At 73.5% G+C, this 23,662-nt stretch carries 22 protein-coding genes; 13 read left to right on the forward strand and 9 right to left on the reverse strand.

The annotated features are described in order from the left end of the window. Positions 1-17: 17 nt before the first annotated feature. The gene (locus ACSHWO_RS29635) at positions 18-728 is read right to left on the reverse strand and encodes a DUF305 domain-containing protein (RefSeq protein ID WP_438316583.1); all 711 of its coding nucleotides are present in this window, start codon (positions 726-728) and stop codon (positions 18-20) included. Positions 729-805: 77 nt separating this feature from the next. Here ACSHWO_RS29635 and ACSHWO_RS29640 point away from each other — a divergent pair, with 77 nt between their 5' ends. Continuing rightward, positions 806-2,305 (forward strand): LVIVD repeat-containing protein, encoded by a 1,500-nt coding sequence (locus ACSHWO_RS29640; protein ID WP_438316586.1) that lies wholly within the window; start codon positions 806-808, stop codon positions 2,303-2,305. A 78-nt stretch (positions 2,306-2,383) separates the two neighbouring features. Further along, positions 2,384-4,012, forward strand: coding sequence for an MFS transporter (locus ACSHWO_RS29645; RefSeq protein WP_438316588.1), 1,629 nt, complete (start codon positions 2,384-2,386; stop codon positions 4,010-4,012). 20 nt (positions 4,013-4,032) lie between these two features. Here the strand turns inward: ACSHWO_RS29645 and ACSHWO_RS29650 are convergent, their stop codons facing one another. The 4 genes from ACSHWO_RS29650 to ACSHWO_RS29665 all read right to left on the reverse strand — a co-directional run bounded on the left by ACSHWO_RS29650 (position 4,033) and on the right by ACSHWO_RS29665 (position 7,151). Then, positions 4,033-4,665, reverse strand: a complete 633-nt coding sequence (locus ACSHWO_RS29650) for a TetR/AcrR family transcriptional regulator (RefSeq protein ID WP_438316591.1) — start codon at positions 4,663-4,665, stop codon at positions 4,033-4,035. Positions 4,666-4,767: 102 nt separating this feature from the next. Next, the gene (locus ACSHWO_RS29655) at positions 4,768-5,415 is read right to left on the reverse strand and encodes a phosphatase PAP2 family protein (RefSeq protein WP_438316594.1); all 648 of its coding nucleotides are present in this window, start codon (positions 5,413-5,415) and stop codon (positions 4,768-4,770) included. Positions 5,416-5,510: 95 nt separating this feature from the next. After that, on the reverse strand, positions 5,511-6,449 hold the full coding sequence (locus tag ACSHWO_RS29660; RefSeq protein WP_438316597.1) for a M56 family metallopeptidase: 939 nt from the start codon (positions 6,447-6,449) through the stop codon (positions 5,511-5,513). Between the two features lie 126 nt (positions 6,450-6,575). Then, positions 6,576-7,151, reverse strand: a complete 576-nt coding sequence (locus ACSHWO_RS29665) for a DUF5134 domain-containing protein (RefSeq protein WP_438316600.1) — start codon at positions 7,149-7,151, stop codon at positions 6,576-6,578. A gap of 154 nt (positions 7,152-7,305) precedes the next feature. Between ACSHWO_RS29665 and ACSHWO_RS29670 the strand changes: the two genes are divergently transcribed. After that, positions 7,306-7,848 carry a GNAT family N-acetyltransferase gene (locus tag ACSHWO_RS29670; RefSeq protein WP_438316603.1) on the forward strand — a complete coding sequence of 181 codons (543 nt, stop codon included), beginning with the start codon at positions 7,306-7,308 and terminating at the stop codon, positions 7,846-7,848. Positions 7,849-7,925: 77 nt separating this feature from the next. Here the strand turns inward: ACSHWO_RS29670 and ACSHWO_RS29675 are convergent, their stop codons facing one another. Then, positions 7,926-8,618: a glycerophosphodiester phosphodiesterase gene (locus tag ACSHWO_RS29675; RefSeq protein ID WP_438316606.1), complete on the reverse strand. Its 693-nt coding sequence runs from the start codon at positions 8,616-8,618 to the stop codon at positions 7,926-7,928. A 382-nt stretch (positions 8,619-9,000) separates the two neighbouring features. On the opposite strand from ACSHWO_RS29675, the gene ACSHWO_RS29680 reads away from it, so the two are divergent. The 4 genes from ACSHWO_RS29680 (at position 9,001) to ACSHWO_RS29695 (ending at position 12,931) form a co-directional block, all read left to right on the forward strand. Further along, complete coding sequence (locus tag ACSHWO_RS29680; protein WP_385814360.1) at positions 9,001-10,407, forward strand: DUF6421 family protein; 1,407 nt, start codon at positions 9,001-9,003, stop codon at positions 10,405-10,407. Positions 10,408-10,433: 26 nt separating this feature from the next. After that, positions 10,434-11,204, forward strand: a complete 771-nt coding sequence (locus ACSHWO_RS29685) for an SDR family NAD(P)-dependent oxidoreductase (RefSeq protein WP_361089938.1) — start codon at positions 10,434-10,436, stop codon at positions 11,202-11,204. Continuing rightward, positions 11,201-12,262, forward strand: coding sequence for a threonine aldolase family protein (locus ACSHWO_RS29690; RefSeq protein WP_361089941.1), 1,062 nt, complete (start codon positions 11,201-11,203; stop codon positions 12,260-12,262). Before ACSHWO_RS29685 ends, ACSHWO_RS29690 begins: the two co-directional genes overlap by 4 nt. 69 nt (positions 12,263-12,331) lie before the next feature. Continuing rightward, complete coding sequence (locus ACSHWO_RS29695) at positions 12,332-12,931, forward strand: transglutaminase-like domain-containing protein (RefSeq protein WP_438316611.1); 600 nt, start codon at positions 12,332-12,334, stop codon at positions 12,929-12,931. Here ACSHWO_RS29695 and ACSHWO_RS29700 read toward each other — a convergent pair. Then, a complete protein-coding gene (locus ACSHWO_RS29700; RefSeq protein ID WP_438316614.1) occupies positions 12,867-14,174 on the reverse strand; it encodes an MFS transporter in 1,308 nt (435 codons plus the stop codon). The genes ACSHWO_RS29695 and ACSHWO_RS29700 overlap by 65 nt on opposite strands. A gap of 111 nt (positions 14,175-14,285) precedes the next feature. On the opposite strand from ACSHWO_RS29700, the gene ACSHWO_RS29705 reads away from it, so the two are divergent. Beyond that, the gene (locus ACSHWO_RS29705; RefSeq protein WP_438316617.1) at positions 14,286-14,861 is read left to right on the forward strand and encodes a CGNR zinc finger domain-containing protein; all 576 of its coding nucleotides are present in this window, start codon (positions 14,286-14,288) and stop codon (positions 14,859-14,861) included. 109 nt (positions 14,862-14,970) lie between these two features. On the opposite strand, the gene ACSHWO_RS29710 is transcribed toward ACSHWO_RS29705, so the two are convergent. Then, complete coding sequence (locus tag ACSHWO_RS29710) at positions 14,971-15,693, reverse strand: lysophospholipid acyltransferase family protein (RefSeq protein ID WP_361089953.1); 723 nt, start codon at positions 15,691-15,693, stop codon at positions 14,971-14,973. A gap of 382 nt (positions 15,694-16,075) precedes the next feature. Between ACSHWO_RS29710 and ACSHWO_RS29715 the strand changes: the two genes are divergently transcribed. From ACSHWO_RS29715 to ACSHWO_RS29735, 5 genes are all read left to right on the forward strand, one after another. Further along, on the forward strand, positions 16,076-16,417 hold the full coding sequence (locus tag ACSHWO_RS29715) for a thioredoxin family protein (RefSeq protein ID WP_361089956.1): 342 nt from the start codon (positions 16,076-16,078) through the stop codon (positions 16,415-16,417). Positions 16,418-16,856: 439 nt separating this feature from the next. Beyond that, a complete protein-coding gene (locus tag ACSHWO_RS29720; RefSeq protein ID WP_361090465.1) occupies positions 16,857-17,372 on the forward strand; it encodes a flavin reductase family protein in 516 nt (171 codons plus the stop codon). Positions 17,373-17,575: 203 nt separating this feature from the next. Continuing rightward, positions 17,576-18,361, forward strand: coding sequence for an electron transfer flavoprotein subunit beta/FixA family protein (locus tag ACSHWO_RS29725; protein WP_385814075.1), 786 nt, complete (start codon positions 17,576-17,578; stop codon positions 18,359-18,361). Positions 18,362-18,423: 62 nt separating this feature from the next. Then, positions 18,424-19,386, forward strand: a complete 963-nt coding sequence (locus tag ACSHWO_RS29730) for an electron transfer flavoprotein subunit alpha/FixB family protein (RefSeq protein ID WP_438316621.1) — start codon at positions 18,424-18,426, stop codon at positions 19,384-19,386. Between the two features lie 218 nt (positions 19,387-19,604). Then, entirely contained in the window at positions 19,605-20,903 is a 1,299-nt protein-coding gene (locus tag ACSHWO_RS29735; protein WP_438316624.1) for a DUF6986 family protein, read from the forward strand. Positions 20,904-21,020: 117 nt separating this feature from the next. On the opposite strand, the gene ACSHWO_RS29740 is transcribed toward ACSHWO_RS29735, so the two are convergent. Beyond that, positions 21,021-23,561: an outer membrane protein assembly factor BamB family protein gene (locus ACSHWO_RS29740; protein WP_438316627.1), complete on the reverse strand. Its 2,541-nt coding sequence runs from the start codon at positions 23,559-23,561 to the stop codon at positions 21,021-21,023. Positions 23,562-23,662 lie beyond the last annotated feature (101 nt).

Genomic DNA, 23,662 nt, shown 5'->3' on the forward strand with positions numbered 1-23,662 from the left:
ACCGGGCGGGGCGGGCGTCAGCCCATCGCGCGCATTCGGTGGATCTCGGCGCTCTGGGTGGCCACGACCTCGTTGGCCATCTCCTCCACGGCCAGGTTGTTGCCGCCGGCGAGGACCTCGCCGGCCATCTTCAGGGCGCCTTCGTGGTGGGCGGTCATCAGGGTGAGGAAGAGCCGGTCGAAGTCGGCGCCGCGGGCGCCGGCCAGGTCCTGCATCTGCTGCTCGGTGGCCATGCCGGGCATCGCGCCGTGGTCGTGGTCGTGGCCCTCGGTCTGAGCCCGGCCCTGGTCCTGGTCCTGGCCGTGGTCGTGTCCTCCCCCGGTCGGGGCCGCCCCGGGCTCCGGGTGCCGTGCCAGCCAGGACCGCATGACGGCGATCTCGGGCTGCTGGGCGGCCGCGATCCGTTCGGCGAGCCGTCTGACCCCGTCGGCGGAGGCGCGGGTCGGGGCGAGGGCGGTCATGTCGAGGGCCTGCCGGTGGTGTTCGACCATGCGCCGGACGTAGGAGCGGTCGGCCGCGTTGGGGCTGTCGTCGGGCTGCCTCCGGGCGGCTTCGCCGGGGGAGAGGGTGCGGGCCGCCTCGCCCGGCCGGCCGGGCGCGATGACCGCGGGCCCGTCGGCCCCGGGGGCCCCGCCGGGGTCGCCCCGGCAGCCGGCGAGGGCGAGCAGGACTCCGGTGGCGGCGACCGCCCGGATGATTCGACCGGGTAACCCCTTTGCCATGTCCATGGTAAGGAACATACTGCGTGGGTCCTCATTCCGATCCCATCCGGAACGGAATCGAACGGACCTCATGGGAGGGCACAGTGACCTCGAACCACACCAGCGGGCTGCCCCGCAGACGGCGCGCCGGCCGGCGCGCCCCCGGGGTGTTCGCCGTCGCGGCCGGACTGCTCGCGGCGTTCCTGTCCGCCGGGCCCGCTTCGGCCACCCCCGACCCGGGCGAGTTACTGCCCGGGGGCGACTTCCCGCGCAGTTCGTCCCCCGCCACCGGCCGCGAACCGGCCGCCGGAGAGATCCCGGGCCAGGACCAGGTGGTCCACAGCGGCAACATCAAGCCGCTGACCAACGTCCCCAGTTCGTTCCCGGAGACCGTCAACTCCGACCTGGCCTTCCAGGGCCGGTACGCCTTCGCCGGCAACTACAACGGCTTCACCATCTACGACATCGCCGACCCCAGGGCCCCGAAGACCGTCAGCACGGTGCTCTGCCCCGGCGGCCAGAACGACGTCTCGGTCCACGGCGACCTGCTCTTCCTCTCCACCGACTCCTCCCGCAGCGACGACTCCTGCAACAGCGTGTCGCAGCCCGCCACGGAGAAGTCCTCCTGGGAGGGCATCAAGATCTTCGACATCAAGGACAAGAAGCACCCGAAGTACGTCAAGTCCGTCGAGACCGCCTGTGGTTCGCACACCCACACGCTCGTGCCGAGCGGCCCGGACGTCTACGTCTACGTCGCCTCGTACTCGCCGAACGAGGCCTTCCCGGACTGCCGGCCCCCGCACGACGGCATCTCCGTGATCAAGGTCCCGCGCAAGGCCCCGACCCAGGCGGCCGTCGTCTCCTTCCCCGTCCTCTTCCCGGACGGCGGCAACCCGGGCGCGCCCACCAACCCCGGAGTCTCCAAGACCACCGGCTGCCACGACATCACCGTGCTGCCCTCGAAGAAGCTGGCCGCGGGCGCCTGCATGGGTGACGGCATCCTCTTCGACATCGCCGACCCCGAGCGACCGCGGGTCATCGACCGGGTGCAGGACAACGTGAACTTCGCGTTCTGGCACTCGGCCACCTTCAACCAGGATGCGGACAAGGTGGTGTTCACCGACGAGCTCGGCGGCGGTGGCGGCGCCACCTGCAACGAGGCCACCGGCCCGAACCGCGGGGCCGACGGCATCTACGACATCACCGGCCGCGGGGACCAGCGCAAGCTCGTCTTCCGCAGCTACTTCAAGATCCCGCGCCACCAGGCCGACACCGAGAACTGCGTCGCCCACAACGGCTCCCTGGTCCCGGCGCTCGGCCGCGACATCATGGTCCAGGCCTGGTACCAGGGCGGCGTCTCCGTCTGGGACTTCACCGACTCGTCGCGGCCCCAGGAGATCGGCTACTTCGAACGCGGCCCGCTCGGCCCCGGCTCGCTGCCGATCGGCGGCTCCTGGTCGGCGTACTACTACAACGGCCACATCTACTCGAACGACATCGTCAAGGGCCTCGACGTGCTCCGGATCGACGACTGGCGCACCGAGAGCGCCAAGTGGGTCCGGCTGGACCGGCTGAACGTCCAGACACAGCCCGAGTACCGCTGACGTACCACTGACGCCAACCGGCTGACACCGGGGCGGGTCGCAAGGCCCGTCCCGGCGGGCTGCGGGCAGGATGCGCCCATGGCATCCAGCACCGAGGTCCCGGGGAGTGCGGCGAAGTCGGGGGTCGTGCTGCTGACCTTCGCCTCGGGACAGTTCCTGATGGCGCTGGACAGCTCGGTCATGAACGTCTCGATCGCGTCGGTGGCCGAGGACGTGGGCACCACCGTGACCGGGATCCAGGGGGCGATCACCGCCTACACCCTGGTCATGGCCATGTGCATGATTCCCGGCGGCAAGGTCGGCGTGCTCCTCGGCCGCAAACGCGCCTTCATGGCGGGGTGCGTGATCTACGGCTGCGGATCCCTGACGACCTCGCTCGCCCCCAACCTCACCGTGCTCCTGCTGGGGTGGTCCTTCCTCGAAGGAGTCGGCGCCGCGCTGATCCTCCCCGCGATCGTCGCACTGGTCGCGGGCAACTTCACCGCTGAGCGCCGTCCCGCCGCCTACGGGATCGTGGCCGCCGCCGGTGCCGTCGCGATCGCCGTCGGGCCGCTCATCGGCGGCGTGGCGACCACGTACTTCTCCTGGCGGTGGGTCTTCGCCGGCGAGGTCGTCCTCGTACTCGTCATCCTCTACTTCGCCCGCCGCCTCTCCGACGCCCCGCCCGAGGCCCGTTCCCGCATCGACCTCGCAGGTGTAGCGCTGTCCGCGCTCGGCCTCGGCGCTTTCGTCTACGGCATCCTGCGGGCCGGCGAATGGGGCTGGTTCGTCCCGAAGGCCGGCGCCCCCGCCCTGCTCGGCATCTCACTCACCGTCTGGCTCATGCTGGCCGGCCTGTTCCTCATCCGGATCTTCCTCGGCTGGGAAGCCCGCCTCGTCGCGCACCGCCGGGATCCGCTGCTGGACCCCGGACTGCTCGGGAACCGGCAGCTCGCCGGGGGCCTGACGATGTTCTTCTTCCAGTACTTCGTGCAGATGGGCGTGTTCTTCCTCGTCCCGCTCTACCTGTCGGTCGCCCTCGGCCTGTCCGCCCTCGCGACCGGCCTGCGGCTGCTGCCGCTCTCACTGTCCCTGCTCGCCGCCGCGACCTTGATCCCCAAGCTACGCCCGCAGGCCTCCCCGCGGCGCGTGGTCCGCCTGGGCCTGCTGGCCCTGCTCGCTGGCGCCGTGGTGCTTCTCATCGCGCTCGACGCGGACGCGGACGCGGCAGTGGTGACGGTGCCGCTCCTGCTGGTCGGGCTCGGCATGGGGGCGCTCGCCTCCCAGCTCGGTGCGGTCACGGTCTCCGCGGTGCCGGACGAGCGGACCGCAGAGGTCGGCGGCGTGCAGAACGCCGTCACCAACCTCGGCTCCTCCATCGGTACCGCAGTCGCCGGATCGATCCTGATCGCCACGCTCACGACCTCGTTCCTGACCGCCATCGAGGAGAATCCGGCGGTCCCGGACGAGGTCGCCGCCCAGGCCGTCGTCCAGCTCGAGAGCGGAGCGCCCTTCGTGTCCGACGCCCAGCTCCAAACCGCCCTGGACGAGGCCGGCACGAGCCCCGAGGCCGCTCAGGCCGCGACGGACGCGAACGCCGAGGCACGGCTCGACGGTCTGCGGGCCGCGCTCGCCGTCCTCGCCTTCACGACCGTCTTCGCCCTCTTCTTCACCGAACGGATCCCCGACCGCCAGTCCGGATCGCCGGCACCGGCACCGGCGCCGTAGCGCGGCCCGCGGGCAGCGGCTCACACCGGAGCGAGCCGGACCCCGCCCTCCGGCGGGTCGGCCTGCGGCGGAACGCCCAGCTCCCAGTCCAGCCCGTAGCGCTGGAACAACTCGGCCCGCAGCCGCGCCGACGGCATCGGCGCACCCGGCAGCAGCACCGCCACCACCGCACCCATCAGCAGCGCCCGCAGCAACGGGTAGTCGGCGTCCACGTCCGCCGACCCGTACCGCGCCACGGTGTCCCGCAGCAGGGCGGCCAGCCGCTGCTGCTCCGGGCACTGCACGAACCCCTCGGCCTGCAGGATGCCCGCCATGTGCGTCCGCATCAGCAGCGGCTCGTCCCGCGCCAGCCCCAGCACCGCGTCGATGGCACGGGCCAGCCGCTCACGGCCGTCGGCGGTGCGCGGCTCCCGCTCCAGGGCCGCCTCCAGGGTGCGGTGCATCAGCCGGTGCACCGCCGACTGGAGCAGTTGCCGCTTGCCCGGGAAGTAGTAGGAGACCAGGCCGCGGGCGGTGCCGGCGCGGTCGGCGATGTCGCCGAGGGTCGTGGCCTCGTAGCCCCGCTCGGCCACCAGATCGACCGTGGCCTGGAGCAGCCGCTCCCGGGAACGTCTGCGCAATTCTTCATTGACCGATGCGCGGCGCGGGGACATGCTTACTCCTGCGTTGACTGGCTTCCAGCCAATATACTCAGCGCACGGGAGGGGCTGCTCTGCGCGACGCGGGGGATCGCGCAGGGCAGGCACGCCCTCGTCTCACCCAGCGGCGTCTTCCGGCCGCTCCCGCCGCCCCGGCCAGCCGACCGCCAGCGCCGCCAGGGCCGCGCCCATCAGCCAGCCGGCCAGCACGTCCGAAGGCCAGTGCACGCCCAGGTAGACCCGGGTGAAGCCGACCCCGAGCACCGAGACGGCGGCCAGCACCCAGGCCGCGCGCACCCACGCCCGTGGGGCGGACGGCTGCAGCAGCCACAGCAGCATCCCGCACACCGCCGCCGCCGTCATGGCGTGTCCGGAAGGGAAGGCCGCGAAATGCGCCGCGTCCACCGGGTCCGGCCACACCGGCCGGTCCCGGCCCACCGCCTCCTTCATCCCCTGCGACACCGCCGCCGCGGCCACCGTGGCCCCGGCCACCCGCACGGCGCGCCGCCGGTCGGCCCGAAGCCACAACCACACGCAGGCCAGGGCCGCCAGGGCGCGCATCGTCCAGGGGTCCCAGACCCAGTCGCTGAGCACCCGCACGACGCCGGTCACCCCCGGACGGGCCACGGCGACCGTGTGCAGGTCCCGCGCGACCAGCGCGTCGAGGCGCAGCAGCGGCTGCCACCGGATCGCGACCAGCACCGTCAGCAGGGCCGCGAGCACCGCGCAGCCGATTCCCACCCGCCGCACCCGCCCGCTTCGCATGCGGAAGATCCTTGCACCCTCCCGGTCCGCGGCACCGCCGCCCACGGGAGGCGCGCCGCGGGTCGCACCCCCGCCCGCCTCGCTCCGGACGGCGTTCAGGTGAGCGCGCTCAGTCCGGGGACGAAGGCCACCAGCAGCGGGACCGCCGGCACCAGCGTGGCCAGCGCCGTCAGCCGCAGCCGGCGGCCCGGCGACATCCGCGGCGTCGCCGACAGCAGCCTCCGCACCCGTTCGGGTACGTGCGGCTGCGGCGCGGGGGAGGGCCCGAAGACCCCGCGGTCCTCGTTGAGCCCGACCAGCGCGAGGGCGATGGTCAGCCGCCCGTAGCGGCGCGAGGCGACGTCGTCCGCGGCCAGTTCGACCAGCCGGACGATCTCCGCCTCGAACGCCGCGAACACCGGTACCTGCGGGAAGCCGCCGGCCAGCGCCCGCGAGCAGTGCAACAGCCAGTCGTGGCGGGCCGCCGCGTGCCCCTGCTCGTGCGCCAGCACGGCGTCCAGCTGGCTGCCCTTCAGCCGCCCGAGTGCAGCCGTGGTCACCACGAGCTGCGGCGCCGCCCCCGGAAGCCACCACGCCTCCGGCCGCGGCCCCTCCAGCACCACGAGCCGCGCCCCGCCCGGGTCCTCCCCGGGCAGCAGTGGCGCCCGCACCAGCAGTTCGGCGCCCCGCGCCCGACGCCCGGCCCGCGCCCGCAGCACCTCCCGGGCCAGCCGGAGCCCGCTCCACAGCCCGCCGCCCGCCAGCAGCAGTGCGGTGCCGGCGGCCCACGGGCCGCCGGCCGGGCCCAGGGCGTACGCGTCGACCACCCCGTGCGGGGCGGCCGCGAAGAGCCGGCCCCGTACCGCGTGCCAGGCGGCGGCCGCACTGAGCAGCATCGACAGGGCGAAGCACAGCAGGACCGCACCCACCACGCACTGCCACACCCACAGGGCGACGACGGGTTCGCGCTCGGGCCATTCGGCCCTGGCCAGCAGCCGGGGGGCGAGCACCGCGGTCACGGCGCCGAGCAACAGGAGAACGGCGGGGACCATCATGTCCGCCAGCCTATGAGCGCCGGACTACCCTCGGGTACGCACTCGCGCCATTGGTGACGCAGGACACGTTTCCAGGCACCCTGCGGGGCGCCGGCCGCCCCCTCCCCGGGGCTTTCCGACGGTCGGTCACATCCCGAGCAGCATCGCCAACATCCCCATTCCCATGGCGAGTCGGCAGGCCCGCGCCAGCTCCGCCGACCCCGCCGCCCCCCCGTCCCCGCCCACCGCCGGCACGCCCGCGGCGCCCGCCGCAGGAGCCGCCGGGCCCGCCGCCACCAGCCGCGCCCCGCCCAGCAGGACGTACCCCGCGAAGTACACGAGGAGCACGGCGGTGACGAGCGGACGGCCCGCCCAGACCGCCGCCCCCCTCCCGTGGCCCGAGGCCATCGTCAGCGCCATGTAGGCCATCGCCAGCGAACCGATCAGGTGGTGGGCGTGGTGCAGGCCCTCCCGCAGCAGCCACAGCGCGTGCACCGCGGCCCCGCAGAAGACCGCCAGCAGCACCTCCGGCCCCCACGGCCCGATGCCCGGCGGCGCGGCCATGGCCGCCGTGCCGAGGCCCATCAGCGCCTCGCCCGCCGCCGCGCCGCGCGCCCGCCGGCCGCCTCTGCGTGCGCGCCCCAGGCAGTACGCACCGCTCACCGCGCACAGCAGGACGAGCAGCCAGGCGGGAAGGGCGGCGGGAGAGGACCAGGAGGACATCGCGGGACCGTGCACGGCGGGAACCCCCCGGTTCGACGGCGTCACGGTGAACAGATGCCCCGGCCCACGGGCCCGCACGCAGGGCCGCGTTAGGCTGTCCGTGCAGCACCGGGCATGTCATATGCCGCTGAGCGCACAGCAGAACGGAGCCCCGATGTCGACCACCGCCCAGCCCGCCGCACTGGAATTCCGTACCGCCGTCGAAGCGGACGTGCCGGCCCTCGTCGCGCTCGTCGAGTCGGCGTACCGCGGGGACGCCAGCCGGGCCGGCTGGACCACGGAGGCGGACTTCCTGGACGGGCAGCGCACCGACCCGGACGGGGTGCGGGCCGTCATCGACGCCCCCGACGGCATCCTGCTCGTCGTCGAGCGTTCGGGCGAGATGGTCGCCTGCTGCCAGCTCGAACACCGCGGGGACCACGTGTACTTCGGGATGTTCGCCGTCCGCCCCGGGCTCCAGGGCGGCGGCCTCGGCAAGGAGGTCCTCGCCGAGGCGGAGCGCCGGGCCCGGGATACCTGGGGCGCCCGGGAGATGCGGATGACGGTGGTGAACGTCCGGGAGGAGCTCATCGCCTACTACGTGCGCCGCGGTTACCGCCGCACCGGCGAGCTGAGTCCCTTCCCCTACGGCGACGAGCGCTTCGGCGTCCCGCTCCGCGACGACCTGGCCTTCGAACTCCTGGTCAAGGGCCTGTAGGAGTCAGGGACGGCCGGTTGTAAGCGAGGGCCGGTGGGAAGGGTCCACCCGCCGGTCCGCCTCCGCAGCCGGACCCGTCAGGCCGTGAACCGGCCGGTGCTGCGGATCTCGGGGAAGTCGGTGGCCACCCCGTCCAGTTCGAGCGCCCGCGCCAGCCGCAGGTGCTCCAGCGAGTTGACCGTCCAGCCCGTCACCCGCAGCCCCGCCCGGTGCGCCGCGACCACCGTGTCCAGGGTCAGCCGGCGCAGGTTCAGCGCGAGCGTCCGCGCCCCCGCGGCCCGCGCCCGGTCCACGACGTCCTCGGCCGCGTCCCCGCCCAGGTCCGACTGGAGGACGGTCCGCACGCCGGGGGCGAGCCGGGCCGCCTCGGCGAGCACCGCGTCGTGGAACGAGGCCACCTCCACCCGCGCGGCCAGGTCCCGGCCCGCGACCAGCTCCGCCAGTGCCACGGCCGTCGGCCCGTCCTGGACCGCCACCTGCAACGGCGTCCGTACGGCGTCCAGGACCTCCTCGAGGACCGGAACGCGCTCGCCCTGCCCGGCGTCCAGGCCGCGCAGCTCGTCCAGGGTCAGGTCGGCGACGGCGCCCGAGCCGTCGGTGGTCCGGTCGACCTCCGCGTCGTGCAGGACGACCAGCACACCGTCCTTGCTCAGGCGCAGGTCCAGTGCGATGGCGTCCATCCCGGTCCGTTCCGCGCGCAGGAACGACCGCAGGGTGTTCTCCGGCTCGACACCCATGACCCCGCGATGACCGATGGTGAGGAAAGTCAAGGTTCTCTCGCTTCCGTCGACGGCGGCTCCCCGCGCGGTCGCGGCGTCCCTGCCCGGCCGCGCGCGGTGAGGACGCATGCTAGTGCGCCCCGGACGCGATGGGACCGCCCGTGCAGGGCCCCGGATCCGCCCGGCGGCCGGTTCCCGCCAGGGGCCCGGGCCCCGCTCCCCCGCCCGCGGCCCGTGCCGCGTCACCCGTGCGTGGGCGTGCCTCCGGGGGCCTTGACAGGACGGCGAAGCACGCGCCCGAGCGGTGGACGGCGGGAAGAATTGCGGTTTCGATAGGGGTACAGCCGAATAATTTCCTGGACTACCTCTTGAGCGGGACACCCTCACATGCATACGCTGTCATTACGTGAGGTTCTCCTGTGGAGGAAGTGACATGACGGAAACTCTTGTGCCGGGTACCGGCGGGGCCGCGATAACCGCCGATGCGCGGGTGGTCGACCACCCGGCGTGGCCCGAGCTCAAGGCCGCCGTGGAGGAGATCCGCCCCTGGCAGTCCAAGGACGGCTCGATCGACTTCGAGGCCGAGGGCGCGCCCTCCGCCGGGCAGGTCGAGGCCGCCGTCGAGCGCGTGGCCGCCGCCGTCGAGCAGCTCTCGCCGCTCCTGCCGCACGCCACCGACTACCACAAGGCGCTCGTCGCCGACCTGCGCAAGTGGGTCGCGGACGGCTTCGGCGTGCCGGACTTCCTCGACTCGCTGATGGCCTTCCACCCGGCCGCCCACCGCGCCGACGGCCTCCAGCACCTGGTCGTCTTCCCCATGTACACGCAGAACGGCAACCTCGACCGGAACTTCGAGGCCGTCGTCCTGAAGATGGTCTGGCCGGAGTGGCTTGCCGAACTGGAGCGCACCCGCTACGACAACCCGCTGTTCCTCGGCATCACCTTCGAGGACTTCACCCCGGGCTACGACACCCACTCCGCGGTGCTCTTCCCGGAGACCATCGCCGTCCGCGAGGCCCCCGAGCGCTTCACCTGGGGCGGTATCTTCTGCGACCGCGAGGCCGCCCGCTACCGCAAGGTGACCGAGGCCGCCGTCGACATCCTCGGCATCGAGCTGCCCGAGGACATCGCCCGCATGGTCGAGGACCAGGAGCGCTGCGAGAAGGCCTTCGTCCTGTGGGACATGGTCCACGACCGGACCCACAGCCACGGCGACCTGCCGTTCGACCCCTTCATGATCAAGCAGCGCCAGCCGTTCTGGATGTACGGCCTGGAGGAGCTGCGCTGTGACCTCACCGCCTTCAAGGAGGCCGTGAAGCTGGAGTCCGAGGGCAACGAGCACGGCCGTGACGTGCAGTACGCCGTCCTCTTCGACCGGATGTTCCGCTTCCCGGTGTCCGGCGACCGCACCCGCAACTACGACGGCCTCGGTGGCCAGCTCCTCTTCGCGTACCTCCACAAGCACGACGTCGTGCGCTGGACGGACAACAAGCTGAAGATCGACTGGATGCGCGCCCCGCAGGTCACCAACCAGCTGTGCGCCGAGATCGAGGACCTCTACCGGGCCGGCATCGACCGCCCGAAGCTCGTGCACTGGTTCAAGGCCTACGAGCTGGTCTCCACCTACCTCGCCCCGCACCCGGGCTCCAAGTGGGCGAAGGGCCCCGACGCCCTGGACCTGACGCAGCCGCCGCGCAAGCTCGTGGACGACGTGCTTCCCGACGAGTTTCCGCTCAGCATGTTCTATGAGGCCCTCGCCAAGAAGCTCAAGACCGTGATCGCCTCCTGCAAGGGCATCACCGCCCCGAAGTCCGACACGGCCGAGCGGGCCGCCGCGTGAGCACTCGCCCACTGGAGGCTGCACAGATGAACAGCGGAAACGACACCGGGAACGCCAACGGCAGCCTGAAGGGAGCCGTCGTCGCCGTGGCCGGCGCCGGCGGCCCCGCCGGCCGCGCCGCGCTGCTCCGCCTCGCCGAGGCCGGTGCCGTGGTCGTCGCGTCCGACGCCGACCCGGCGCGGCTGGCCGAGGCGGTGGACGCGGCCCGCTACGCCCACGGCGGCGCCACCGTCACCGGTGACACCGTGGACCTGCTCGACCTCGACGCGACCAAGGACTGGGCCGCGCGCACCGAGAAGGAGTTCGGGCGCGTGGACGGCCTCGTCCACCTCGTCGGCGGCTGGCGCGGCAGCACCTCCTTCACCGAGACCGACCTCGGGGACTGGGACTTCCTGGAGAAGCTCCTCATCCGCACCGTCCAGCACACGTCGATGGCCTTCCACGACGCCCTGCTGCGCAGCGACCGGGGCCGCTATGTCCTGGTCAGCCAGTCCGGCGCGCACAAGCCCGTCGCCAACAACGCCGCGTACAACGCCGGCAAGGCGGCCGCCGAGGCCTGGACGCTCGCCATGGCCGATTCCTTCCGCAAGGCGGGGGGCGAGGAGGGCCCGGGCGCCGCAGCTGCGATCCTGGTGATCAAGGCACTGGTGCACGACGCGATGCGCGCGGAGCGCCCCAATGCGAAGTTCGCGGGCTTCACCGACGTCAAGGAGCTGGCCGAGGCCATCGCCGGCGTGTGGGAGCGGCCCGCCATCGATGTGAACGGACAGCGTCTGTGGCTCACTCCGCAACCGTGAAGACCGATGCCCGCCGCCACCACGATCCGGCGGTACGCGGTTTCGCGAGCGACAACTACGCAGGGGTCCACCCGGAGATCCTGGAGGCCCTTGCCCTGGCCAACGGCGGCCACCAGGTCGCCTACGGCGAGGACGAGTACACCGAGCACCTGCAGAAGATCATCCGCAGCCACTTCGGCCCGTACGCGGAGGCCTTCCCGGTCTTCAACGGCACCGGCGCGAACGTCACGGCCCTCCAGGCCATGACCGACCGCTGGGGCGCCGTGATCTGCGCCAAGTCCGCCCACATCAACGTGGACGAGGGCGGCGCACCGGAGCGGATGGCCGGCCTCAAGCTGCTGGCCGTCCCCACCCCGGACGGCAAGCTCACCCCCGAGCTCATCGACCAGGAGGCCTGGGGCTTCGAGGACGAGCACCGGGCGATGCCGCAGGTCGTGTCGATCACCCAGAACACCGAGCTGGGCACGGTCTACACCCCGGACGAGATCCGGGCGATCTGCGAGCACGCCCACGGGCTCGGCATGAAGGTCCACCTGGACGGCGCCCGCATAGCCAACGCGGCGGCCTCGCTCGACGTGCCGATGCGCACGTTCACCAACGCCGTGGGCGTCGACGTGCTCTCGTACGGCGGCACCAAGAACGGCATGATGTTCGGCGAGGCCGTGGTCGTGGTCAACCCGGACGCGGTCCGGCAGATGAAGCACATCCGCAAGATGTCGATGCAGCTCGCGTCGAAGATGCGCTTCGTCTCCGTCCAGCTGGAGGCGCTGCTCGCCAAGGACCTGTGGCTGCGCAACGCCCGCCAGGCCAACGCGATGGCCCAGCGGCTGGCAGCCGGCGTCCGCGAGACCGACGGGGTGGAGATCCTCTACCCGGTCCAGGCCAACGCGGTCTTCGCCAAGCTCCCGCACGAGGTGTCGCGGCGGCTGCAGCAGCGCTACCGCTTCTACTTCTGGGACGAGGCCGCCGGCCACGTCCGCTGGATGTGCGGCTTCGACACCGCCGAGGAGGACGTCGACGGCTTCCTCCAGGCGCTGAAGGAAGAGATGGCCCGCTAAGGCGAATAGGTATGCCCCCGACCGCAAATTCATTGAACTGCGGTCGGGGGCACCCCTATGCTCCGGGCCGTGCAGCTGATCCCGAACCACCCAGACCCAGCCGCGTACTTGGCCGCGGACGAGGTCGTCGACCATGACCACCCGCTCGTCCAGGAGACCGCCGAGGCCCTCTGGACCGCCAACGGTGACGCATGTTCATACGCCGAGGCGGCCTACACCTTCGTCCGCGACACCATCCCCCACTCCGCCGACTCCGGTGACGACCGCGTCTCCTGGCGCGCCTCCGACGTCCTCGCCACCCGCAACGGCATCTGCCACGCCAAGTCCCACGCCCTCGTCGCCCTGCTGCGGGCCCGCGGCATCCCGGCCGGCCTCTGCTACCAGCGGCTCACCGAGGACGACGGCCGTGAACCCCTGGTCCACGGCCTGATCGCCCTCCGGCTGCCCGGCGCCGCCACCTGGGCCCGCCAGGACCCCCGTGGCAACGGGCCCGGCATCGACGCACGCTTCTCCCTCGGCGCCGAACGCCTCGCCTTCCCCGTCCGCCCGGAACTCGGCGAGACCGACTACCCCGAGCTGTACGCCGCCCCGCACCCGGCCGTGCTCACCGCGCTCCGGGACTCCGCCGACCGGCCCCAGCTGTGGCGGAACCTGCCGCAGGCCCTGTGACGGCGGCCGTGCACGCCCCGGCCTCGCGCGGCGACAGCAGCAGGTGCAGCAGGGCCGATGCCAGGACCAGTACGGCCACCGCGGACAGCAGCAGCTGCGGCGGTACGTCGGCGGCCAGCCCCACGAGGGCGGCGCCCGCCGAGGCCGCGGTCACCTTGAGCCCCGCCCCCAGCGTGAACACCTGCGCCCGCACCGCCTCCGGGGCGCGGTCCGCCCGGACCCGCAGGGTGGCCGTCAACAACGGCCCGTCGCACACCCCGGCCGCGGCGAACAGCACCGCCGCCACGGCGAGGGACGGGGAGAACGCGGCCGCGCCCAGCGCCACCCCGGTGCCCGCCATCGCCCGGCGCGCCAGCCGCCCCGGCTCCGACCCCGCCAGCCGACCCAGCGTCAACGAGCCCGTCAGCGCACCCACCGCGAACGCCGTCATCAGCACACCCCCGGCGCCCGGACTGCCGAGCCGCCCGGCCAGCAGCACCGAGGTCGTGGTGAGGGACCCCAGGCCGACGAAGGCCAGCGTCGTCGCCGCGGTGATCGCCCGCAGCTCCCGGATCCGCCACAGCGCCGCCAGCCCGCCTCCCAGCCCGGCACGGTTCGGCTCGGACGGCGCCGGGGGAGCCGCCGAGGGGGAACCGCCCGCGGGGGAGGCGGTCGCCGGGGAACCGCCCGCCGGGGTGCTCCCGCCGAACGGGAGCGTCGCCGCCAGTGCCGCCGCGGATGCGCCGGCCAGCGCCAGCACCGCCATCGCGGGCGCCGCCGAACCCGCGGCCGCGGCCAGGCCGACCGCTGCCGGCGCCAGCACCGCCGCGGCGTTGTACGTCGTCGAGTCCCAGCCGTACGCCCGGTCCCGCCGAGCCCCCGCCGGTACCAGCCCCGCGACCAGGCTGGACATCCCGCCCGTCACCATCGGCCCGCAGCTGCCGCCGACCACCGCCACCGCGAGCACCGCCGGCAGCGGAGCCCGGCCCAGCAGTCCGGCCAGCGCCGCCACCGCGCCCGTGAACCCGGCCAGCGCGCCGACGTGGAAGAGCCGCGGACGCCGGGCCCGACCCGCGGCCACACCGGCGAGCGGGGCCGCCAGGACGTGCGGGGCCAGCCATGCCGTCAGTACGAACGCCCCGTACGAGGCGCTCCCGGTGCGCTCCAGGGCGAGCAGGACGACCGCTAGTCCCATGCCCTCGGAGGCGAAGCGCGCGGCCAGCGCCGCCGCCAGGTACCGCCCGAACACGCCCGGCCCGGACACGCCCGATCCGAACCCGCGCTTCCCGGACCCGTCCATCCCGCCCCCAGTTCTGTAACGTCATAGCCGAACAAGACGTTACGTGAACCGGATGCACGGCGAAAGGACGCGGGCATGACCGACTCCGCGCAGGGTTTCTCGGCCGCCCGCCGGCTCCTCGACCTCGCCGAGGCGGTCCGCGCCGACCCCGGCCTCCCGCGGGACGGCCTCACCGCGCTTCTCGCCCGGCACGGGGAGCAGCCCGCCCACCTCACGGCCGCCGCCTTCACGGAGGAGGACGCCGACGACCTGCGCGCCGCCGCCCGGCGGATGGCGGAGGTCCTCGCCGAGCCGGACGAGGACCGGGCGGCGGAAGCCCTCAACGCACTGTTCGCGCAGTACGCCACCCGACCCCGCCTGACCCGGCACGACGGCCACCCCTGGCACCTGCACGTGGACCGGGGCGACGCGGCCGGCTGGGGCGAATGGTTCCTGGCGTCCGGCGCCCTGGCCCTCGCCCAACTGCTCACCGCGCACGGCCGGATCGCCTGGGGCGCCTGCGCCGCCGCCGGCTGCGGCCGGCTCTTCCTCGCTGGCGGCCCCGGTAGCGCCCGCCGCTACTGCGCGGGCACCTGTGCCACCCGCGAACGCGTCGCCGCCCACCGCCGCCGCAAGCGCGCGGAGGCGGAGGCCCCCGGCGCCGGACGGTAGCGCCGGGCGGTCGCGGCCGACGCCGGAGGGCATGCGAAAGCCCGTGCGGTTCCGTCGCGGGGACGGAGCCGCACGGGCCCGAGATTTCACCCGACCCGGTGGTACCGGATCAGCCCGCTTCCTTGACCTGGGCCGCCGTCGGCGCCGAGCCGCCCAGGTGCGCCGGCTGCCACCAGGCGCCCTCGGCGTCCTTCTGAGACACCGGGTAGGCGCGCTGCGCGGCCTCCAGCAGCTCCTGCACCCGCTCCCGCAGCCGTCGCGTGATCGCCCCGGCGTACTGGTCGGTCGGCGCCTCGATCGGCTCGCCCACCCGCAGCGTCACCGGGACGTGGCTGCGCTTCAGGTCGCGCGGCCTGCCCTTGGTCCACAGCCGCTGCGTGCCCCACAGGGCCACGGGGATCAACGGGACGCCGGCCTCCTGCGCCATGCGCGCCGCACCGGACTTGAAGCTCTTGAGCGTGAACGACTGGGAGATCGTCGCCTCCGGGAACACCCCGATGATCTCGCCGGCGCGCAGCGAGTCGAGGGCGTGCTGGTAGGCGGTCTCACCCTGCGCCCGGTCCACCGGGATGTGCTTCATGGCGCGCATCAGCGGACCCGACACCTTGTGGCGGAACACCGACTCCTTCGCCATGAACCGCACCAGTCGCTTCTGCGGCCGGGCCGTCAGGCCGGCGAAGATGAAGTCCAGGTAGCCGATGTGGTTCGACACCAGGACCGCTCCGCCCTTGCGCGGGATGTTCTCGGTGCCCTTCATGTCGATCCGGATGTCCAGCGCCCGGAACAGCGCGTGCGCGGCGCCGATCACCGGGGGGTAGACGAGCTCAGCCATGAGGGGGAGACCCCGCTTTCTGCCTGGGGAGGTTCTCCCGGCCGTAAGTTACGGCTGCGTAGGTACGCGGCCTCTGGGGATCGTGCCGTATTCCAGGGCTGCTGGCCAGCCCAGACGCCCGTACCCGGGGAGATTCTCGTCACGCGGGGGATCATCCGGGGAATGCGGCGCGTACGGCGGGTGCTCGGATCGCCGTACGAACGTACTTCAATGATGAGGGAGGCGGTTCCCACCGGTGACGGCGGGCGGACCTCCGGACCTCCGGGCGTCCCGACGCGGGAAGTGGGACGTGCAGGGGCACGGATACGAACACGGAGATGCGGGCGCGGTGAGAGTGACAGCGACGGGGACAGTGGCGACGGCAACGGCGGCGGGAGCGGGAGTGCGGGCGGACGCGGCGGGGCAGGGGGTGGGCGCCGTACGGCTGGACGCCGCCCAGCTGGGCGCGGACCCGGGGGAGCGGGCGAGCCTGGTGCAGTTCTCCAGCGCCTTCTGCCAGCCCTGTCGGGCCACCCGGCGGATCCTGGCCGAGGTGGCCGGAATGGTCGACGGCGTCGCCCACATCGAGATCGACGCCGAGCGGAACCTCGACCTGGTCCGGGCCCTCGGTATCGAGAAGACCCCGACCGTGCTCGTCCTGGACGCGGTCGGCCGCATCGTCCGGCGTGCCGCGGGCATGCCGCGCAAGGCGGACGTGATCGCCGCACTGGGCGCAGCGGTGTGACCGGCGCGCCGGTACATGCGCCCGCACACAGCGTGACGCGCCTCGCATCTGCCCGTCGCCGCTTGACTGTGTACAGCAGAGATCGCCAGGCTGGCGGCATGCGGTACGAACTCCTCCTGTACGGGCGCGTCCACGTGGACCTCGTCCGTCACGCGAGTGCGCGCTGTCGGGCTCACTGAACGACCCCGCCCCGACCCGATGACCCACGCGCTCGCGCCCGCCGCCCCGCGGCAGTGCAGCAGAAGGAAGGCCCCCGATGACGGCCTACACGGCCCAGTCCGCCCCGACGGTCCAGATCGCCGCGTCCCCGCGGCCCGGCCCGCCCCCGCAGCCCGGTCTGCCGGTGCAGCCCGGCCCGGTCGAGGGCGCCGTCCGGCGCGGGGCCGCGGAGCCCGCGGGTCCGGTCGGTCCGGTCGGCCGGCTCGGTTCGGCGGACCCGATCGCGGAACCCTTCGCCGACCCGTTCGCCTCCGCCCGGCCCGGCTCGCCCGAGCTGCTGCGCTCGGTCTTCCGGCAGCACGCCGCGGGCGTCGCCGTGATCACCTCGGTCGACGGGGACCGGCCGGTCGGCTTCACGGCGACCTCGCTCAACTCGGTCTCCGCCGATCCGCCGCTGCTGTCGTTCACCACCGGCACCGGCTCGTCCACCTGGCCCGCCCTGCGCGACTGCGACCACCTCGGCGTGCACATACTCGGCGAGCACCAGCGGGAACTCGCGGGCCTGTTCGCCCGTAGCGGAGCGGATCGTTTCGGTCCCGGCACCGGCTGGTCGAGGGGCCCGCACGGGGTTCCGCTGCTGGACGGCGTACTGGCGTGGCTGGTGTGCCGGGTGGTGGCGCGGGTGCCGGCCGGCGAGCACCGGGTGATCATCGCGGAGGCCGTGGTCGGGGACCCGGCGGGAGAGGGTCGTCCGCTGCTGTACCACCAGGGGCGCTTCAACGCGCTGCGTGACTGAATCGTCCCTGCTGGGGCGGGTTGGGGTGGCGTTGGACAGATCACAGTTCAGCGGCCTTGCCTCCGAGGAGGACCCGCGATGTACTGGCGAGTAACATTCTGATCGGAGCGCGGGCCGCCCCGATCGGGATCCGCCCGACAAGGCGCCTATGCTGCCTGCATAAGGCGGTATCAGAAACAAGACGATGCGGTAGGAGAGCCGGCGTGAGCCTGAGGATCGTTGTCTGTGTGAAGTACGTGCCCGACGCCACTGGCGACCGGCACTTCGCCGATGACCTGACGGTGGACCGCGACGACGTCGACGGTCTGCTGTCGGAGCTCGACGAGTACGCCGTCGAGCAGGCGCTGCAGATCGCCGAGGACGCCGACGACGCCGAGATCACCGTCCTGACGGTGGGTCCGGAGGACGCCAAGGACGCCCTGCGCAAGGCGCTGTCCATGGGCGCCGACAAGGCCGTCCACGTCGAGGACGACGACCTGCACGGCACCGACGTGATCGGCACCTCCCTGGTGCTGGCCAAGGCCATCGAGAAGGCCGGCTACGACCTGGTCATCACGGGCATGGCGTCGACCGACGGCACCATGGGCGTCCTCCCGGCGCTGCTGGCCGAGCGCCTGGGCGTCCCGCAGGTGACCCTGCTCTCCGAGGTCAGCGTCGAGGACGGCACCGTGACGGGCCGCCGCGACGGCGACACCGCGAGCGAGCAGCTCGAGGCCTCCCTCCCGGCGGTCGTCTCCGTGACGGACCAGTCGGGCGAGGCCCGCTACCCGTCCTTCAAGGGCATCATGGCCGCCAAGAAGAAGCCGGTGGAGTCCTGGGACCTGTCCGACCTCGACATCGAGGCGGACGAGGTCGGCCTCGAGGGCGCCTGGACCGCGGTGGACTCCGCGGCGCAGCGTCCGGCGCGCACCGCCGGCACGATCGTCAAGGACGAGGGCGAGGGCGGCAAGCAGCTGGCCGAGTTCCTGGCCGGCCAGAAGTTCATCTAAGAGCTTCAGCCAGCAATTCCCACACCGCCCCCTGACTACTTCGCATTCGCAGGAGCATCCCCATGGCTGAAGTCCTCGTCTACGTCGACCACGTGGACGGCGCCGTCCGCAAGCCCACCCTCGAGCTGCTGACCCTGGCCCGCCGCATCGGCGAGCCCGTCGCCGTCGCCCTCGGCGCCGGTGCCGAGAACACCGCCGCCGTGCTCGCCGAGCACGGTGCGGTCAAGGTCCTCACCGCCGACGCCCCCGAGTTCGCCGAGTACCTCGTCGTACCGAAGGTGGACGCGCTGCAGGCCGCCCACGCGGCGGTCTCCCCGGTCGCCGTGCTCGTCCCGTCCTCCGCCGAGGGCAAGGAGATCGCGGCCCGCCTCGCCGTCCGCATCGGCTCCGGCATCATCACCGACGCCGTGGACCTGGAGGCCGGTGACGAGGGTCCGGTCGCGACGCAGTCCGCGTTCGCCGCGTCCTTCACCACCAAGTCCCGCGTGTCCAAGGGCACCCCGGTCATCACCGTCAAGCCGAACTCGGCGCCGGTCGAGGCCGCCCCGGCCGCCGGCGCCGTCGAGGCGCTCGCCGTCACCTTCGGCGCCCTGGCCACCGGCACCAAGGTCACCTCGCGCACCCCGCGCGAGTCGACCGGCCGCCCGGAGCTGACCGAGGCCGCGATCGTGGTCTCCGGCGGCCGTGGCGTCAACGGTGCCGAGAACTTCGGCATCGTCGAGGCCCTCGCCGACTCCCTCGGTGCGGCCGTCGGTGCCTCGCGCGCCGCCGTCGACGCCGGCTGGTACCCGCACACCAACCAGGTCGGCCAGACCGGCAAGTCGGTCTCCCCGCAGCTGTACATCGCCACCGGTATCTCCGGTGCGATCCAGCACCGGGCCGGCATGCAGACCTCGAAGACCATCGTGGCCATCAACAAGGACGCCGAGGCCCCGATCTTCGAGCTCGTCGACTACGGCGTCGTGGGCGACCTCTTCGAGGTCGTCCCGCAGCTGACCCAGGAGATCCAGGCGCGCAAGGGCTGATCAGCGCTCCTCTCCGTCACGGGGCCGTGTGGTGTTCTCACCGCACGGCCCCGAGTCGTTTCCGGGCGGGGCGGGGTGGGGCGGGGGGTGGCAGCCGGGCGAGGTGCCGGGTCGTTCCCGCGGTCGGGTGGCGGGACCATTGACGGAGCGGAACCCCGGGACTAAATTCTGCTATGCGGATCTGTGATTCCGTGAAGCGGAAAGAGGAGAGTGTGGGAATGGGCCAGCAGGAGAAGGTGGCGACGAGCCTCGCAGGAGCGGTCAGCGAGGGCATCAGCGCCTCCCTCGCCCCGGTGGACGCGGAGCTCGCCCGCCACTACCCGGGCGACCCCGGCACCCGCCAGCCCGTCCACACCGTCTACGTACCCGGCGACGTGTTCACCGCCGACACCATCCGCTCCTGGGGCGACCAGGCCCTCGCCGCCCTCGACGAGCACGCCCCCGACGCCGCAACCTTCGCCGAAGTCCTCGGCATCGGCGCCGACCTCGCCGGGCCCGTCTACGAACGCGTCCGCGCCAAGCTGCAGCGCGAGCCCGTCGAAGACCTGCGCGTCGACTTCGAGGACGGCTTCGGAGTCCGCTCCGACGAGGAGGAGGACGAGGCCGCCGCCCGCGCCGCCCGGCTCGTCTCCGAGGCCTTCGCCAACGGCACCAACGCCCCGTACATGGGCATCCGCATGAAGTGCATGGAGTCCAACGTCCGCGACCGCGGCATCCGCACCACCGACGTCTTCCTCTCCGGGCTGCTGGAGCACGGAGGGCTCCCCCAGGGCCTCGTCCTCACCCTCCCGAAGGTCACGTACGCCGAGCAGGTCAGCGCCTTCGTCACGCTGCTCGAAGCCTTCGAGACCACCCGCGGCCTCCGCCCGGGCCGGATCGGCTTCGAGATCCAGATCGAGACCAGCCAGGCCATCCTCGCCGCCGACGGCACCGCCACCGTGGCCCGCATGATCGAGGCCGCCCGGGGCCGGGCCACGGGCCTGCACTACGGCACCTTCGACTACAGCGCCTGCGTCGGCGTCTCCGCCGCCTACCAGTCCAGCGACCACCCGGCCGCTGACCACGCCAAGGCGATCATGCAGGTCGCCGCCGCCGGCACCGGCGTACGGGTCTCCGACGGCTCGACCAACGTCAAGCCGGTCGGCACCACCGAACAGGTCCACGAGGCCTGGCGGCTGCACTACGGCCTCACCCGCCGCGCCCTGGCCCGCGCCTACTACCAGGGCTGGGACATGCACCCGGGCCACCTCCCGACCCGCTACGCCGCCGTCTTCGCCTTCTACCGCGAGGGCCTCGAAGCGGCGGCCGCGCGGCTCAAGGCGTACGTCGCGAAGATCGAGGGCGATGTGATGGACGAGCCCGCCACCGCGAAGGCGCTGGCCGGCTACCTGGTCCGCGGCCTCGACTGCGGGGCGGTCGGCACCGAGGAGGTCGCCGCCCTGACCGGGCTGACACGGGCCGAGCTGGACGCCTTCGCGATCCCGCGCCGCTCGGCGACGCTGACGGCTACGGGCTGAGGGCTACGGGTTGAGCGCTGAGCGCTGAGCGCTGAGCGTTGTGGGGTGTGGCGGGGCGTCCGGTGCGGGTCCGGCCGGTGGTGGGGGATCCCGGCCGGGGGCGTTCCGGGCTCGCCTTCAGAGGGGGCCGATGGCCCACAGGTGCAGGACGCCGTCCGCGCCGGCGCTGGCGAGCAGGCTGCCGTCCGGGGAGAACGCCAGGCAGCTCACGGGTCCGTCATGACCCGTCAGCGCGGAGTCCACCCGCTGCCCGGTCGCCGGGTCCCACAGCAGGACGACGCCGTCGTGCCCGGCGGTGGCGAGGAGCCCGCCGTGCGGCGCGAACGCCAGGTCGCCGGGGTGCGAGACCTGGCTCGTCAGCAGCCTGGCGTGCCGGGAGCCACCGGCGAGGTCCCACAGCCGCACGGTGGTGTCCCCGGAGGCCGTGGCGAGGACCCGCCCGTCCGGGGCGAACGCCACGGCGCGGTGCCCCGTGTACGGCCCGCCCAGGAGGCGGCGGGTGCCCGTACGCCAGAGGCGGGTCCCGTCCTCGGCGCCGACCGCGGCCAGCGTCCGCCCGTCCGGGGAGAACGCGATCGCGGTGACCGCGTCGGCCGGGTCGGACGGCACCGGCTGCGGCTCGCCGACGGGCATCCCGCCGGGTACGCGGCGCAGGGACACGGAGCCGTCCCCGGCCACCGCAGCCAGCAGGCGGCCGTCCGGGGAGAACGCCAGCTGCCGCGATGCCCCCGCGGGGTCGGCGGGCCACTGCTGCCGGACCGCACCGGTCCCGGGATCGCGTAGGCAGACTGCCCCGTCAGGGGATTCGGTCGCCAGGAGGGCGCCGTTCGGCGAGAACGCCAGGCAGCGGGGCGAGGACGGCGGTTCGGCCGCCGGCGGGCCGCCGCGGGGCGCCCGGGTGACCGGGTCCCACAGGCGCAGCGCGCCGTCCCCCGACGTCGTGGCGAGGACCCGGCCGTCCGGCGAGAACGCGACGCGCACGAGACCGCGGCCGCTCACCTGGACGGGCGGCAGCCGGACCGCGCGCCGCTCGCGCAACGCCGCGGCCAGCGCACCGGCCGCCAGGGGTGTGGTCGGCGGGGCCCCGGCCGTTGGGGGTGGGGCCGCCGGGGGTGCGGTCGTTGGGGGTGCGGCCGTCAGGGGTGGGGTGTCGGGGGTGGTGGTGCGTTCGTACAGCAGGACCCCGTCGTCGGACGCGGTGGCGAGGAGGCGGCCGTCCGGGGAGAAGGCGATGTCCTCGATACCGGTGGCGGAGCCGGCGAGCGGGGGCCCGACGGGCCGGCCCGTGGCCGTGTCCCACAACCGTACGGTCGCATCCCGGGAGCCGGTGGCGAGCAGCCGGCCGTCGGGCGAGAAGGCCAGCGCGAAGACGGCGTCGGCATGGCCGGCGAGGGACGCACCGTCGTGGCCGCCCGCCGTTTCCCACAAGGTGGCCCGGCCGTCGCGGTAGCCCAGGGCGAGGAGCCGCCCGTCGGGGGAGAAGGAGAACGCCTCGGGCGCGCCGGACCCGGGGGAGAGCGCCGCGGCGGGCAGGTCCTCCCGGGCTACCAGGTCCTTGACGTGTCCGTGCAGGGTGGCGGCCAGGACACGGCCGTCATGGACGAACGCCACGGAGCGGATGGGGTCTTCCGCCCGTCCGTGGGCGAGGGTGACCGGGCGGCGTCCGGCGTCGGGGCTGCACAGGTGGACCGTCCCGTTGCGTTCCACCGCGGCGGCCATGCACCCGGTGGGGGCGCAGCTGATTTCCGTGACACCGGTGACGTAGGAGGTCAGGGGCGGCCGGGACACCCCGCCCGTGACGGGGTCGAACCAGTGGAGGGACTGGGGGTTCCGGCTGCCGGCGATCAACAGGCCGTCCGGGGTGAAAGCGAGCGGGGGCCGCGCGGCGAGCGGGGCGGTCGTGGCCCGGCCGGTGGCGGTGTCCCACAGCCCGACCGCGTCAGGTCCTCCCGAGGCCAGGAGCCGCCCGTCGGGGGAGAACACCACCGCCGAGGCCGGCGCCGAGTCCCTGCCGAACCGGTGGCGGAGGGCGTAGGGGGTGGGTCCGCCGGGACTTGGGGGCGGGGGCGGGGGCGTGTTGGGTCGGGGGGTGGGGGCCGGGGCGGATTCCGGGTTGGGTTCGGGGCTGGAGTGCGGGCTGGGGGTGAAGATGGGTTCTGGGTCCGGGGCCGCGTCCTGCTGTGCTGGAGGGCCCGGGTTCGGGGAGGCCTCCTCTCGGGTCGGTGCCGGGTGCGGCTGCGGCGTTCGGCTGGCGGGCCCGTGCGGGCCGGGCTCGTACTCGTCGTGCTGTTCGGGCGGCTCGGCGGGCCGGGGGGATCCCGCCGGGGCCGAGCGCGGCTGGAGTGCCGCCAGTTCCTGCCAGCGGAGTCGCCAGGCCGCCAGTTCCGGCGCGGTGTGCGGGGGGACGGCGGTTTCGCGGCCGTACTCGTCGTACGCGTACAGCATCCGCACCAGGCCCATGAAGGTGTCGGCCCGGACGAGCCGCCTCCCGTTGAAGGCGTCGCTCTGGGTGGCGACGGACAGCCTGATCCCGGTGCCGGAGGCATCGGCGCGGGCCACCAGGTCCCGGTACGAGGGCCTGCCGCGCTGGATCCGTAACCGTGTCAGATCGCCTGCGAGGGCGGCGAGTCCCGCCTCGAACGCGTCGTGTTGCTGCACCGCCCCCGTGTCCCCCCTCGGCCCGTGGCCGACCAGGCTAGGGCATGGTTCGCGGAACGGTCCCGAACTTTACGGAACGTCCCGGAACACCCCCGGTGTTC

It is taken from the genome of Streptomyces pallidus (ex Mingjun et al. 2026), from assembly GCF_051550185.1.
Lineage (GTDB): Bacteria > Actinomycetota > Actinomycetes > Streptomycetales > Streptomycetaceae > Streptomyces.